This window comes from Planctobacterium sp. AWM4_229 (genome assembly GCF_056160305.1).
In genome coordinates this window covers 181643-194683 of record NZ_JBSWWX010000003.1, presented here as the reverse complement: position 1 = coordinate 194683, position 13041 = coordinate 181643, and the positions used below count along the sequence as shown (strand labels likewise).

Here is a 13041-nt window from a genome sequence, read left to right as displayed (position 1 = left end):
ATAATAGCAGGTAACGAACAGATTCTGAACAGCTATCAGTTTCCTTTCTCATCACGAATGGCTCTGTTGCAACAATTATCCAGTATTTCCAACTTGCGCAAATTGCTTGCTTGTGACCATTCAAGTATTTCCTGAATAGAGCGTTTACAGCCCACACAAATATCCTGCTCATCCAGACAACACTGGCGTATGCATGGGCTATCAACGGGTTCTGTCAATGTCGATTCCGGGTTATTCATCTATCTGGCTCGTCGCGTTTTAACAACAACTTTGGCGTCTGCTGCTGGTTGCACTATATTTTAACTATCGCTTTTTATGGAATCTATCCGCAGGTGGAAAGTTTAACCAACCATCAAAGCCAAACATTAGACGACCACGCCTTTATCGAATTGGTGAAAGATTGTATTGGCTCACCCCATATACTGCCCATCATGACCTTGTTGCATGAGGGAGAAAATACCCGGGACAAAATCAAACGCTCCTTGAACCACCTGCCAGAAGATGAATTACAGGCCAGCCTGGACAAAATGATAAAATTTGCCATTGTGCAGCGGCTCAATAATACCTCTCAAGGTGGTCCAGGTGCCGCCTGGTTTCTGACTCCTGTGGGTCAGGAATTCAGACTCATTTTGCAGGATATAGAGCGATTAAAACACAAATACACTTCCTGAAAATATTGTCGTTATTCATCACTGCCTGTTTTATTGTTGCATTGTTGCCTTTATCACATCCACTGGCTCATCTTTACCAACTTGACAAGAGGACACTTCCTTCGGCCCAAGCGCCTCTTCATTTGTTGATATAAAACAGCGTTCGAAAACCGAGCAATAACATTGTTCAATGGCAAACTGGCTATCTGAGGCCACAAACTGCTCCACCATTGCTACAAAATCAGCATCACTGACTTCGTTACGTGACCACCAAAGTTTTAGCGCCGTTTTGCTCTCTCCAGCCCCAAGAACGCCATTAAAACTGGCAAACATGCCCGACAGTGATTCTTTTTGACTGCCCACAAACACCTGCTCCTGAAAAGTACTAAAATGCTCCACAAGTTTGTCATTAAAATACAGTTTCGAATCGCGAATGATTGCCGGTCCAACACCAACATTACTGACATTAAACTCAATGTAGTTTTGCGTCTCATTCTGACTGATGGTGGCATCCGAAATAACAATAGGCCAAACACTGGCGTGCTGCTGTGCTCTCATAACCACCGACTGATCCCAAGCCACAAAGAGGGCAATGACTGAGGTGATGATGGCGCACACCGACGCCACTGTTTCAAAGTTTAAATGCAATCGCATGGGTTAATAATCCGTTATTTTTTTTCTTAATAGCTTGTTTTTACCAGCTTGTTTTTTCGCGTCTACTCTGCGCCTTTGTGAAGCTTTTGTGGGCTTAGTGGCTTTACGCGTCTTGGGAATAATATTGGCCTTTTGAACTAATTCCGCGAGGCGTTCTATCGCGTCAGCTTTATTTTTCTCCTGAGTGCGAAATTGCTGAGCTTTGATAATCAACACCCCATCACTGGTGATGCGACTATCCCTGCTATTCAATAGTGTCTGCTTCAACCTTTCCGGCAAACCAGAAGCATTAATATCAAAGCGCAAATGAATTGCGCTAGATACTTTATTAACGTTCTGACCACCACTACCTTGCGCCCTGATAGCTGAAAACTCAAGTTCATTAAGGTTGATGTAAACCGTATTGGAAATTTTGATTAAATTAGATTCGTCCATGGCCTGTCTGGATTAATAGCCGTGCTCACTGATCAGGTCATGCATCACCTGGTCAAACTCACCAGACTGTTTTAATCCGAAGATGGCCTGATCCAGCAATTGTTTTACTTTTGTCCCGTTTTCATCATTGCGAACCATGAATCGAACGTCATAAAAAGCATAAGAATTTAAGCGATGATCAACAAAATCCAGCTCACGCACTACCTGACTCACTTTATTGCTATCAAATAGATAACCATCAAGCACTCCTCTCTGAACCATAGCGATCGTAGCTTTCATACTGTGAGTTCCCTGAAACTGATGTTTAAAAAACGCGACATGGGACACATCTGTCGCGACTTCAAATTCTAAGGCACTTTCAGGTGTGATCTCTACATCCTCTCTGGAAACAATAACAAAATGGGTCTTAAACAAATTCTCATCAGTATAGGCAAAGTCGTCCAGCTTAATACCAAATTGCTTCAAATAATCAGTTGCTCCCAATGCATCGATTGGGTCATACATTACAGGCAATTGTGCGTCTACCTGGCCACGAGCTAGCTCCACAAAAGTCCGGGCAAACGGCATCTCCAGTATTTCTATGCTTATGTTTACAGACCGCTTATCTATCGCTTCGAGAAGTTCCACCAGCAATCTTTCTTTGGGGTGCTTTTCAACATCAGGGAGCTGTGCCAAAGCAACTTTAATTACAGTTTCAGCATGAACATAGTTGACAACCGTCAACATCAGGCAAAAACAGATAATCCAAAGGTTTTTATGAGAAGGCTTATTCATTTATCGCATTGGGCACGTATTGCTTGAATCCAAAGGGTGGTTTTCATTACACGCTAAAAGCATTTAGCTGATAGCAAGATAATAGCAAGCCTGTATCGAAACGCCAGTAAATGGTTAAAACAAAACCAGGGCTTTTTTGCCCTGGTTTGAACAACACCTTTCTCAAATATGTCTTACGGTAACGGAATAAACTCAACATCATCGCCGGGAATTGATGGGAATCGCCCCTCTTTCCAGCGCAACTCAGCTTCTTTGATTTTATCTTCGGAATAAGCCAGGAAATTCCAGCGCAGAATAGGTTGCTTCTGCAGCTTTTTGCCACCTAAAAGAAAATAGCGGCTATTATCAATAGTCTCAATAGATTGCTCGTCCTCAAGCATCACAAATTGGCCAGCGCTGAAGCTATCTTCACCAATTTTTACAGAGCCAGAAATGACATAGCAAGCCGTTTCAGATACTCCGCAAGGTCTTTCCACAACAGCGCCCGCTTCTGTTATCGCATCAAGGTAAAACATAGAGGAATAGGTTTTAACTGGTGAAGTGTAGTTATAGGCTTCACCCGCGATTTACCGCATTAATAATTTTTCCCGGTGAATATAAGGCAACTCAGCGCGGTTAATGTGCAAAAAACTGGGCTCCATGTCGGTTTTTTCTTCCGGTAGTGCCACCCAACACTGCAATCCATTCAGAACATGGTCTTTACCTCGTGTTTCAATGGTTTCTCGCTCTGAGTGCACAATGCCTTTTCCCGCAGTCATCCAGTTCACATCGCCGGGGTGTATTTCCTGTATACTGCCTAAACTATCCCTGTGCAACATACTACCTTCCATCAAGTAACTAATGGTCGCCAAGCCAATATGAGGGTGCGGGCGTACATTAATGCCCTTCCCTGCAGGAAACTCAGCGGGTCCCATGTGATCCACAAAAACAAAAGGCCCAACTGAACGCTGATTGATGTTGGGGATGATACGCGAGACGGAAAAGCCGCCTAAATCCTTGCGTGCGGAGTTAATGATAAATGCCATGATGATTCAACTGTTGCTCACTATGATAGAAACCTTAGCAGGCAAATTTAGTTTTAGATAGCAGCGAACTTTACAGTACAGATTTATTCAGTGTTGGGGCAACTAATACTTCTTCTTTTGTATCAACAACGGTTGCTCTATCGCAATGTGGCTATCTGCACACTCGATGAGGTTATTGGCGGTCAGTTTAGCGACAGAGACAACAGTAACCGGAACGTTAAAGTCTTCCTGAAGCTTTCTCACCAACAGTTCAAAATCTCCATCTCCTGTAAGCAGGAAAACCCTATCGCACTGTTTTGCAGTTTCCATCACATCAATAGTAATGCCCACATCCCAATCGCCTTTTGCCGAGCCGTCAGCACGAGTTATAAAGGGTTTGAGTTTAACCTTGAAGCCAATCCCTCGAAGAATGTTGTGAAATTGCTTTTGTTTATCCTGATGACTGGCTATTGCATAAGCATTCGCAACCGCCACATCCTTATCAGTTGCAATAAGACGCCAAAGCTCGTTGTAGTCAAAGTGCTGATGAAATACCTGCCTGGTGGTGTAATAGATGTTTTGCACATCCACAAAAATCCCGATCCGTTCTGTCATAGGTTAATTCAGCAATGGGTGATCTTTGGGTAACTGATTGGCGATCCACATCACCAAACGATGTTTCATATTAAGGCCATTCTCCTTGTCTTCTGCAAGCGGAATAATGAGCTTGTCGTTCACTAATAAGCGGTAAATGGCTTCTATTTTTTCATCTGCAGACGTTGTGTTGGTGAAAGTGTTATAACCACGCTTTTTGGCATAGGTCTCCCCCACTACAACGGCTTTTTTCAACAGTTCTTTTTCGTTCTTTACTTTCTTCATCACCGTTCTCTTTCGTTGGTTATTGTCACAGTAGAGTATTTTCAAATTGGATGCCAGCCCACATTCTTCTTAAAATCAATGCCAACGCTTTGTAACACTTTAAAGGTCAGGAAAAAAACACATTGGAGATAAGCTATTGAAATACCGCAACGGCAATGCTTTTCAACAATGAATAAATCCATACTACTTGCAACCTCAGTGCTGTTAATGTTTTCCGGGGCTCCAGCCGCACAGCAAGCTCCTGATTATGTTTCCCCCTCCAAAAACCTGGCGAGCTTTGAGCAAGCGCTGATTAATCGCTATGAATGGGGTAAAGAGCACCCACAAACCTGGAGCATTGCTGAACGATTACAAGCTCATAATGTCCCCGGAGTTGCACTGGCCATTATCGAAAACAATCAGGTTGTTTATGCTAAAGGCTATGGGCATAAGTCCGCTCTATCGGCCTCTCCGGTAAATGAAAACACCTTGTTTTCGGTTGGTTCAGTGAGCAAGGTTGCCAATGCTACCCTGCTTTTAAAATTAGTTGATGAAGGAACGCTAAAGCTTGATGCCGATGTCAATAGCTACCTCAACAGCTGGAAAGTACCGGATTCAAGATACACCCGCAAACAACCCGTAACGCTGCGCCATATCCTTTCCCATACGGCGGGGTTCAATGTACACGGATTTCCTGACTTTCTACCCGGCGAAGCTCTGCCAGATGTGCTGGATACGTTGAATGGCAAAGCCCCTGCCAGACACCGTGCTGTTCGAGTCAGATTCTCACCGGGTAGCACCATGGACTACTCTGGTGGTGGCATCACCGTCAGTCAACTTGTAGCAAGTACGATCACCAAGACCAATTATGTGTCACTGGCAAAAGACAAATTGTTTAGACCACTTGAGATGAGCAGGAGTACTTTTGAAAATTCACTCCCCGAATCAATTAGCAACGTAGCATTTGCTCATAATGACAATGGCAAACCAGTTGCCCTGCCCAGAGGCTATGAGGCAATGCCAGAGATGGCCGCTTCAGGCCTTTGGACCAGTGCTTCTGATCTCGCTAAATTGGTTGTCGCCATTAACAACAGCTATCAATCTGAAAACGGTTTTTTATCTCAAGCATTAACCAAAGATATGTTGAGTCGTGAACAAAACAGTTGGCATGGTTTAGGACCTCGCATCAATGGCGAAGGCGACAGTTTTGTGTTTCATCATGGTGGTGCGAATAACAGTTATCGCGCCTGGATTGAAGGACACCCAGAAACAGGTCGCGGGGTTGTCATTTTAACAAACGGTACAAATGGGCACTTTGTGCATCAGGAAATTCGCAACGCCATAGCTCAAACTCGAAAATGGCCAGTCCCCTCTGATGGCGGGTTTGAAGAGCCCGAACTAAAGAATTAACAAATCCCAGCTGAGTTAATGGCTAACTCAGGGTTGACCAGCTTAGGCTCAAGTATGATTAACGGGTTCTGGGCTTGGTTAAACTGCGGAACGAATTGTAAAAATTGCTGAAACCAAGCTTGCTCGTTTTTGCTATCTGGTCTTGCAGAGGCTGAAATCCACTTGTCATAAAGCATAGCAAGTTCTTCATTTTGAGTACCCGCCAAAGGCTCTGCGACTCCCCAAATTTCCTTAACCCCCTCGATATTCACAGCAAGATTAAGGGAGAGTCCTGACCCCATTAAACTAACCAGCGTGCTCAATTCCCCTAATGAGTTCAATCCCACAGTAAACTGGATGTCAGAACGGGCCTGCGCCTCATTCAGGCACATTAAGTCTGCATCTGAAGCGGCGATAAATGAGTAATATTGCACGGTTTAGTTCCTTGCCTGACGAGAATGGAATTCACGCTGCAAGAATACCGCTTACCGACTCAAGTTACCAGCGCTGGCTCTTGTTGGGTGGCACAGTGAATACTACCGCCACCGGCTGCGATACCATCAACATTGAGCATAATCACAGTGCGCCCGGGATAAACCGACTGCAGCACTGAATTTGCCGCGGCGTCCGTCCTTTCATCACCAAAACTTTGCATGATGACCGCGTTGTTACAAACGTAGTAACCGATGTAACCCGAGGCAAACTCATCACCCAACCAACGAGGACGAATGTTTGTTGGTGCTTCCAACGTAGTCACCTGAAGTTTTTTCCCTTTTACGTCGGTGCTGCCTTTTAAAATTTCCAGATGACGTTGGGTAACCTGATGATCATAGTGAGACTCATCAGGCTCATATCCCGCCAGCACGACTCCGGGTTTAGCAAATCGGGCATAAAAGTCGGTATGGCCATCGGTGATATCCATACCGCGAATTCCCGGTAACCAAATGACTTTCTCAACCCCTAATATCGGTGCGATTAAATCTTCAAAACGGGATTTGGATATACCGGGATTGCGATTGGCATTTAGGGTGCAGCTTTCCGTCATAATTGCCGTACCCAGACCATCCACTTCAATGCAACCACCTTCCTACACTAGCGTGGTAGGTAAACCTGTGACACCCAATTGATTAATCACAAATTCAGCGACTTTAGCATCTGCACGGTGGATTTGTTTGTTGCCCCAGCCATTAAAATTAAAATCAATAGCCACTTTTTCCTGCTGTTCGTTGAGTACAAAAACAGGGCCGGTATCGCGGATCCACAAATCATCCAGCTCACAGCTAATAATGTCTACTTTGGGATCCAGTAACTGCCTTGCTTTGCGAACTTCCACGGCCCGCACCAGCATCGATACGGGTTCAAAATTCACAATGGTATTGGCAATAAGTGCCAGGTCTCGTTGCACTCTGGGTAGCAACTCGCTGCCCCAAATTTTTTTGCTGGCACCAAATGCCATCCAGGTGCGCTCATGGGGATGAGACTCATCGGGCATGAACCATTTTTTCGAATCCGCTTTAGTAGCGTGAGGCGTTGTTGAAAAACCGGAAAGTGTGCTCATCACCAGCAATTGTTTTAAAAAGTTTCGCCTTGAGCTCATGATCAATTTTGTGAATGCAAACCGAACATATTACCCTCGGTATCAAAGGCCAAAGAAATAAAACCATAATCACCAATGGACATTTTATTGCGCTGAACCTTACCTCCAGCTTCGACTACTCTAGATTCTTCAACCGCACAATCCTCGCAGGCAAAATAAACCAAGGTGCTATTGTTGCCTGCAGGAAAGCCCTCACAGTGCACCAGTGCGCCTGAGCAACCATATTGCCCCATATCTGAGGGAAACGCCTGCATTTCGAAACTTTCGTTGCTTGGATCTCCCAGAAGCTCCAAATTAACCTGCAGCACCTTCTCATAGAAGGTTTTTGCTCGCTGCATATCATCTACATAGATTTCAAACCAACCGACAGGATTACTCGCCATAATATTTTTCCCTTTGTGGAGATGAATTGAGTGTAGTTGATTATTTAAGCCAAAGGAAAGTACAGGTTCAGTTTAAGCCGGACAACTGTGGTGATTGATAATTCTTCGTCGAATTGCTCTGTTTTTGCAACGGAAGTATCGACAGCTTAAAAATCAACTCTCAGACAAACCAATACCCCTTTAAATACTGCAAGTCGTTCACAGTCTTTGTGAAGCCATTGCTATGAGTTATATTGGTGTTTATTCAATTTCTATCACAACCAGCATGCCTGAATATCAATTTACACAAAGCGATGACATTCTGGAAATTTCCTATAAAGGACGTCCAAACAATGTGCAATGGCAAGAGTTTCTCACCGATTACAAAAATACGGTCAGGTGCTCCTTTGCGGGAAACTGGGCTATGTTTGCTGACATACGAGCATGGGAGATCCCTGGCCCTGCCTTTGCTGAACGTATCAAAGAAATGCATCAATGGAATGTTAACAATCATTTGGAAGCGGTTGCTTATTTGCTGCGGGAAGATCAACCAGCTGTACAACAGTGGGCGATTGAGAACTACATTTTTAAAAACGCCGAAGACATTGAACACGCTTTCTTTTCTGAAAGGAGCGAAGCGATGGCTTGGCTACATTCCAAAGGATTTAATAAATAGAGAATTATCAGGTTGTTTCAAGAATGGTTGTCGAGATAAATCTCGACCTACAGTGTAATCCCTTGAAACCACAAACAAAAAAGCCCAACCATAAGTGAGTTCATTATTAAAAATCCATCAAGGCCTAATTGACTGTGCAGGGGATTACGGAATACGTCCTGTATTCGATCTACATGGATGTAGAGAATGCAGATTTTGCAGGAGCAAAAATCTGCCGCCGTTTCGCGGCCGCGCTAAAGCGCGTTCCACCAAGATTTGTAGGAACAAATCGGAACAGCCGAAGGCTGGCTTGCGAAGCAAGTGGCCTACATGGACGTAGGACATAAATTGCTCCCGGCAATCTGGTCGAACCCTTCGGCTTCGTAATCCCTAAGAATGCAAATAAAAAAAAACCCGACCATAAATGGTCGGGCTTTTTTATTTGGCGTCCCCTAGGGGATTCGAACCCCTGTTACCGCCGTGAAAGGGCGGTGTCCTAGGCCTCTAGACGAAGGGGACAGTAAACTGCCACAAATCTTTTTACTGGTACCTGCCTAGGTAACCACCAGTAAGCCAGTTTTAATGGTTAGCGCCATTTCAAAAGTGAATGATGAGCGGCCTAGTGCTCTTCACTTCTGACGTCCACACTCCAAAAAGGAAGTGGCGTCCCCTAGGGGATTCGAACCCCTGTTACCGCCGTGAAAGGGCGGTGTCCTAGGCCTCTAGACGAAGGGGACACTTAGGACTTTGGTGGAGCCAGGCGGGATCGAACCGCCGACCTCTTGCATGCCATGCAAGCGCTCTCCCAGCTGAGCTATGGCCCCGTTGCAATCTTTACTTTCAGGTAACTATTGCGGTCACTCCTTTGTGCTGGTCTGTCATTCCGTGACAGCGGGGCGCATGATAGAGATGTGACGATTTTATGTCAAACCTTTTTTTAAGATATTTTTAGTTATTTTCTCTGTCTGCTATAAATTTCAGCGCTTTGTCGATTCGTTGTGCAATTTGCTGCTTTTTTAACAGGTTTAAAGTCACATCTAGCGATGGCGAATTTCCAGAGCCGGTCACAGCAACGCGCAATGGCATGCCCACTTTGCCCATACCGACGCCTAATTCTTCAGCAGTGCCATTAATAGCCGCTTGAATATTTTCTGGCTCCCACTCTTCTACCGCTGCTAACTTATTGGCCACTAGCTGTAATGCTTCTTTGGCAACTGGACGCAAATGCTTTTTCGCTGCACCAGCGTCAAACTCTTCGTACTCCTGATAGAAATACTGACTAATCTCAGCCAACTCTTTTAGAGTTTTTACCCTTTCCGCCTGAATCGCGATAACCGCTTCCAGCGATGGTCCATTTTTTACGTCTACGTTGAGTTGTTCAAAGTGCCATTTTAGATGCTCAGCCACCTCTGATGCCGGCAACGACTTCATATAGTGCTGATTCAACCAGATCAGCTTGTCGGTATTAAACGCAGAGGCTGAGGGCGAGATGGCATCCAGATTAAACAATTCAATCATCTCTTCACGGCTGAAGATTTCCTGATCGCCATGAGACCAACCCAATCTGACCAAATAATTTAATAGTGCTTGTGGCAAGTAACCGTCATCGCGGTATTGCATAACACTTACGGCACCATGGCGCTTAGACAGCTTCTTACCATCGTCACCCAGTATCATAGAAACGTGGGCATATTCCGGTACAGGCGCCCCCAAAGCTTCCAGGATGTTAATCTGACGTGGCGTATTGTTGATATGGTCCTCACCGCGCACCACATGAGTGATCCCCATATCCCAGTCATCCACTACCACACAAAAATTATAAGTAGGTGTGCCATCACTGCGCTGAATAATCAAATCGTCCAATTCACTGTTGGCGATTTCAATCGTACCGCGAATGTGATCATTAATAACGACTTTGCCTTCCAGTGGATTCTTAAAGCGAATAACAAAAGGCTGCCCTTCCGGATGATCAGTACGGTCTCGCCACGTACCCGGATAGCGTGGTTTTTCGCCTTTGGCCATTTGTTCTTCGCGAATTTTGTCTAACTCCGCTGCCGGCATAAAACACTTATAGGCTTTGCCTTCATCCAGCAGTTGTTGAATTAGCTCTTTATAGCGGTCAAAGCGTTTGGTTTGGTAATAGGGGCCATCATCCCAATCCAACCCCAGCCATTGCATCCCCTCAAGAATCGCGTCTATCGCTTCTTGAGTAGAGCGTTCAATATCAGTGTCTTCAATACGTAAGACGAATTTACCACCCTTGTTTTTGGTGTATAACCAAGAGTACAAAGCGGTTCTGGCACCGCCAACGTGCAAGTATCCGGTGGGACTGGGCGCAAAGCGCGTAGCTACTGTCATGTCTGTCCTAATTCGATGATTAAAAAAAGTGCGCGCATTTTAACAGTGAATTGTTATAAAAAGAATGGCGTCTGTAATAGTCAATTTTGTACTATTCGTGAATCAGGATTTGTTGCATGCTTGTTTAACCTTTATCAACGCGAGAAACACTGTGGCTCAAACATCCTCTAAAGAGCAAGCCAACTATCGATTCGTCAAAGAACTCGATAATCTGCCGCTATTGAGTGCCCGCTTTAAAAAACAGTGCTTCTCTCGCCATGCCCATGAAGGCTACTGCATTGGTGTGATTGAGCAAGGCGCCCAGCGCTTTTATCGCAGCGGCGGAAACCACATCGCCAGTGAAAACTGCATTATTTTGGTTAATGCCGACCAAATCCACGATGGTCAAACGGCCACAGACTGTGGCTGGCAATACAAAGCGATTTATCCGATAGATAGCATGTTAAGTAATGTACTGGGCAATTTTAGCAATAAAGGCGCCCTGCCCTTATTTAAAGACCCCGTGGTTTCTGACCGATCACTGGCGCAGCAATTCAGGCATTTTTTCAATATAGCTGCCGCCAGCGACAATTGTCTCGAAGTGCAAACCAGTTACTATCATGTCATTAGCGAGTTGATTGCAAAACACGCATCAGGTGTGATCAACCCAATCCATGCCTATTCCGATAAGAAGTCAGCGCGGCAAGTTTGCGAGTACATTATGGCGAACCTGGCAGAATCTATTTCCACTGAAACCTTGTCAACCATAACCGGACTCAATCCCTATTATCTGATCCGCTCTTTCCAGAAAACCATGGGATTGCCGCCTCACGCTTGGCAAAACCAGCAACGTCTTTTAAAAGCCACGGAGCTATTAAAGTCGGGATTAAGTGCCACTGAATCGGGTATCGCGGTGGGATTTAATGATCAAAGCCACTTTAACAGGCACTTTTTACGCATGTGGGGAACAACACCGGGAAGGTTCCAAAAGGCCTGGCGTGAAAACACATCGATTTCACGTTTGAGTTAATCCAGGTCAATTTTGTACAAGTAGGAAGCTCCCCTTCCCTGTAAGATAACTCTCACAAACTAAGCTTTCGCACCAGGAAATTGGAACAGCAGTATGGAATACAACGATTCATTAAAAGCTCAAGAGCCAGCAACCAGCTCCAAATTGCAAACATTTGCACAAGGTTCCTTGGTAAGCCTGCCACTGGTTTTAGCAGCACTGCCCTTTGCCATCGTATACGGAGCACTAGGCGAAGCCTTAAACATGAGTTTTTGGACAGTCATTACCATCTCCATGTTCGTATTTGCCGGGGCTTCACAATTCATCGCCCTTAACTTAATGGCTATCGGGGCGCAGCATCCCATCATCATCTTCACCGTTTTTCTGGTGAACCTGCGACATACGCTATACGCAATGACACTAATGCCTTATTTTAAATCCTGTAATTTCTGGCAAAAACTGACATTGGGGTTCTCTCTTACTGATGAAACCTTTGCCGTGGTAGTCAACCAAACCACCAAAAACACCACCCACATTGGATGGTTCTACGCAGGGTCTGCTCTGTTGATGTATATAAACTGGATAGTATGGAGTGCCCTGGGTTTTGCCGTTGGAGCCCAGTTTCCGCAACTACAACATTATGGTCTTGATGTGGCCATGGTTGTGGCATTCACCGGTATTGTGGTGGCATCACTAAAAACCACAAGCCATTGGCTATGTATGATTGCCGCCGGGATCAGTGCGGTTTTCACCATTGATTGGCCCTATCAAACAGGACTGTTGTTTTCGACCTTTTTTGCAATTGCGGTTGGTGTGTTCAGCAACCGTTTTCAAAAGAACGATGGCGAAATATTAAATGAGGTAAGTATCAATGACTGATATTCTGCTAATAGCTGCGATGGCAATTGTGACTTTTATACCACGTTACTTGCCACTTGCCTTGTCAGAGCGAATTCGATTACCTGTTGTTTTTCAAGAATGTTTGCAATTTGTCCCGGTGGCGGTTTTGAGCGTTATTATCGTGCAAAGCGCTTTTTTTCAAAAAGGAGAGTTAAACCTCTCCGGGGAAAACCCCTATTTATGGGCAACGTTAACGGCATTTGTCTTGGCGAGAATACAAAGCAGCATGTTATTGACCATTGCATCGGGCATGTTTGTATTCGCGCTGTGTAAATGGTTTTTGATTTAAACGATTTTGTATAACTTTCAAGCCATTTGCTCAATGCTTAATCGAGCAAAGCCACTCAAGCCGATAAATTGAGCAATTGAACAACTTTTTTATGAAATAGTGTTGACAGTTTTTAGCGCATCCCTATA

The 13041-nt window shown here is 44.8% G+C and carries 17 protein-coding genes, 3 tRNA genes and 1 pseudogene; 6 read left to right on the top strand and 15 right to left on the bottom strand.

Going from position 1 to position 13041, the window contains the following annotated elements:
- Window positions 1-35: 35 nt before the first annotated feature.
- A complete protein-coding gene (locus tag ACXAGP_RS07220) occupies window positions 36-218 on the bottom strand; it encodes a DUF1289 domain-containing protein (RefSeq protein WP_475260475.1) in 183 nt (60 codons plus the stop codon).
- 114 nt (window positions 219-332) lie between these two features.
- On the opposite strand from ACXAGP_RS07220, the gene ACXAGP_RS07215 reads away from it, so the two are divergent.
- Window positions 333-671: a hypothetical protein gene (locus ACXAGP_RS07215; RefSeq protein ID WP_475260473.1), complete on the top strand. Its 339-nt coding sequence runs from the start codon at window positions 333-335 to the stop codon at window positions 669-671.
- 30 nt (window positions 672-701) lie between these two features.
- Here ACXAGP_RS07215 and ACXAGP_RS07210 read toward each other — a convergent pair whose 3' ends face one another.
- The 7 genes from ACXAGP_RS07210 to ACXAGP_RS07180 all read right to left on the bottom strand — a co-directional run bounded on the left by ACXAGP_RS07210 (window position 702) and on the right by ACXAGP_RS07180 (window position 4396).
- Entirely contained in the window at window positions 702-1304 is a 603-nt protein-coding gene (locus ACXAGP_RS07210; protein WP_475260472.1) for a hypothetical protein, read from the bottom strand.
- Window positions 1305-1307: 3 nt separating this feature from the next.
- A complete protein-coding gene (gene arfB, locus ACXAGP_RS07205) occupies window positions 1308-1739 on the bottom strand; it encodes an alternative ribosome rescue aminoacyl-tRNA hydrolase ArfB (RefSeq protein WP_475260471.1) in 432 nt (143 codons plus the stop codon).
- 12 nt (window positions 1740-1751) lie between these two features.
- Window positions 1752-2513, bottom strand: a complete 762-nt coding sequence (locus ACXAGP_RS07200) for a hypothetical protein (RefSeq protein WP_475260469.1) — start codon at window positions 2511-2513, stop codon at window positions 1752-1754.
- Window positions 2514-2686: 173 nt separating this feature from the next.
- Window positions 2687-3028, bottom strand: a complete 342-nt coding sequence (locus ACXAGP_RS07195) for a pirin-like C-terminal cupin domain-containing protein (protein WP_475260468.1) — start codon at window positions 3026-3028, stop codon at window positions 2687-2689.
- A 51-nt stretch (window positions 3029-3079) separates the two neighbouring features.
- A complete protein-coding gene (locus ACXAGP_RS07190; RefSeq protein WP_475260466.1) occupies window positions 3080-3538 on the bottom strand; it encodes a pirin family protein in 459 nt (152 codons plus the stop codon).
- Between the two features lie 102 nt (window positions 3539-3640).
- Window positions 3641-4132, bottom strand: a complete 492-nt coding sequence (locus ACXAGP_RS07185; protein WP_475260465.1) for a LabA-like NYN domain-containing protein — start codon at window positions 4130-4132, stop codon at window positions 3641-3643.
- A 3-nt stretch (window positions 4133-4135) separates the two neighbouring features.
- On the bottom strand, window positions 4136-4396 hold the full coding sequence (locus ACXAGP_RS07180) for a DUF5062 family protein (RefSeq protein ID WP_338292166.1): 261 nt from the start codon (window positions 4394-4396) through the stop codon (window positions 4136-4138).
- Window positions 4397-4564: 168 nt separating this feature from the next.
- Between ACXAGP_RS07180 and ACXAGP_RS07175 the strand changes: the two genes are divergently transcribed.
- Entirely contained in the window at window positions 4565-5785 is a 1221-nt protein-coding gene (locus ACXAGP_RS07175) for a serine hydrolase domain-containing protein (protein ID WP_475260463.1), read from the top strand.
- Here ACXAGP_RS07175 and ACXAGP_RS07170 read toward each other — a convergent pair.
- From ACXAGP_RS07170 to ACXAGP_RS07160, 3 genes and pseudogenes are all read right to left on the bottom strand, one after another.
- Window positions 5782-6198: a hypothetical protein gene (locus ACXAGP_RS07170; RefSeq protein ID WP_475260462.1), complete on the bottom strand. Its 417-nt coding sequence runs from the start codon at window positions 6196-6198 to the stop codon at window positions 5782-5784. The two genes, ACXAGP_RS07175 and ACXAGP_RS07170, sit on opposite strands and share 4 nt — an antisense overlap.
- A gap of 59 nt (window positions 6199-6257) precedes the next feature.
- Window positions 6258-7256: pseudogene (locus tag ACXAGP_RS07165) on the bottom strand (agmatine deiminase family protein).
- A gap of 107 nt (window positions 7257-7363) precedes the next feature.
- The gene (locus tag ACXAGP_RS07160) at window positions 7364-7744 is read right to left on the bottom strand and encodes a VOC family protein (RefSeq protein WP_475260461.1); all 381 of its coding nucleotides are present in this window, start codon (window positions 7742-7744) and stop codon (window positions 7364-7366) included.
- Between the two features lie 223 nt (window positions 7745-7967).
- On the opposite strand from ACXAGP_RS07160, the gene ACXAGP_RS07155 reads away from it, so the two are divergent.
- Window positions 7968-8399 (top strand): hypothetical protein, encoded by a 432-nt coding sequence (locus ACXAGP_RS07155; RefSeq protein ID WP_475260460.1) that lies wholly within the window; start codon window positions 7968-7970, stop codon window positions 8397-8399.
- Window positions 8400-8821: 422 nt separating this feature from the next.
- On the opposite strand, the gene ACXAGP_RS07150 is transcribed toward ACXAGP_RS07155, so the two are convergent.
- The 4 genes from ACXAGP_RS07150 to gltX form a co-directional block, all read right to left on the bottom strand.
- Window positions 8822-8897: transfer RNA gene (locus ACXAGP_RS07150), tRNA-Glu, on the bottom strand.
- Between the two features lie 142 nt (window positions 8898-9039).
- A tRNA-Glu gene (locus ACXAGP_RS07145) sits at window positions 9040-9115 on the bottom strand.
- A gap of 11 nt (window positions 9116-9126) precedes the next feature.
- Window positions 9127-9202, bottom strand: a tRNA-Ala gene (locus tag ACXAGP_RS07140).
- A gap of 124 nt (window positions 9203-9326) precedes the next feature.
- Entirely contained in the window at window positions 9327-10736 is a 1410-nt protein-coding gene (gene gltX, locus ACXAGP_RS07135) for a glutamate--tRNA ligase (RefSeq protein ID WP_475260459.1), read from the bottom strand.
- Window positions 10737-10887: 151 nt separating this feature from the next.
- Here gltX and ACXAGP_RS07130 point away from each other — a divergent pair, with 151 nt between their 5' ends.
- From ACXAGP_RS07130 to ACXAGP_RS07120, 3 genes are all read left to right on the top strand, one after another.
- Window positions 10888-11745 (top strand): AraC family ligand binding domain-containing protein, encoded by an 858-nt coding sequence (locus tag ACXAGP_RS07130; protein WP_475260458.1) that lies wholly within the window; start codon window positions 10888-10890, stop codon window positions 11743-11745.
- A 93-nt stretch (window positions 11746-11838) separates the two neighbouring features.
- The gene (locus ACXAGP_RS07125; protein ID WP_475260457.1) at window positions 11839-12603 is read left to right on the top strand and encodes an AzlC family ABC transporter permease; all 765 of its coding nucleotides are present in this window, start codon (window positions 11839-11841) and stop codon (window positions 12601-12603) included.
- Window positions 12596-12913, top strand: coding sequence for an AzlD domain-containing protein (locus ACXAGP_RS07120; RefSeq protein WP_475260455.1), 318 nt, complete (start codon window positions 12596-12598; stop codon window positions 12911-12913). Before ACXAGP_RS07125 ends, ACXAGP_RS07120 begins: the two co-directional genes overlap by 8 nt.
- Window positions 12914-13041 lie beyond the last annotated feature (128 nt).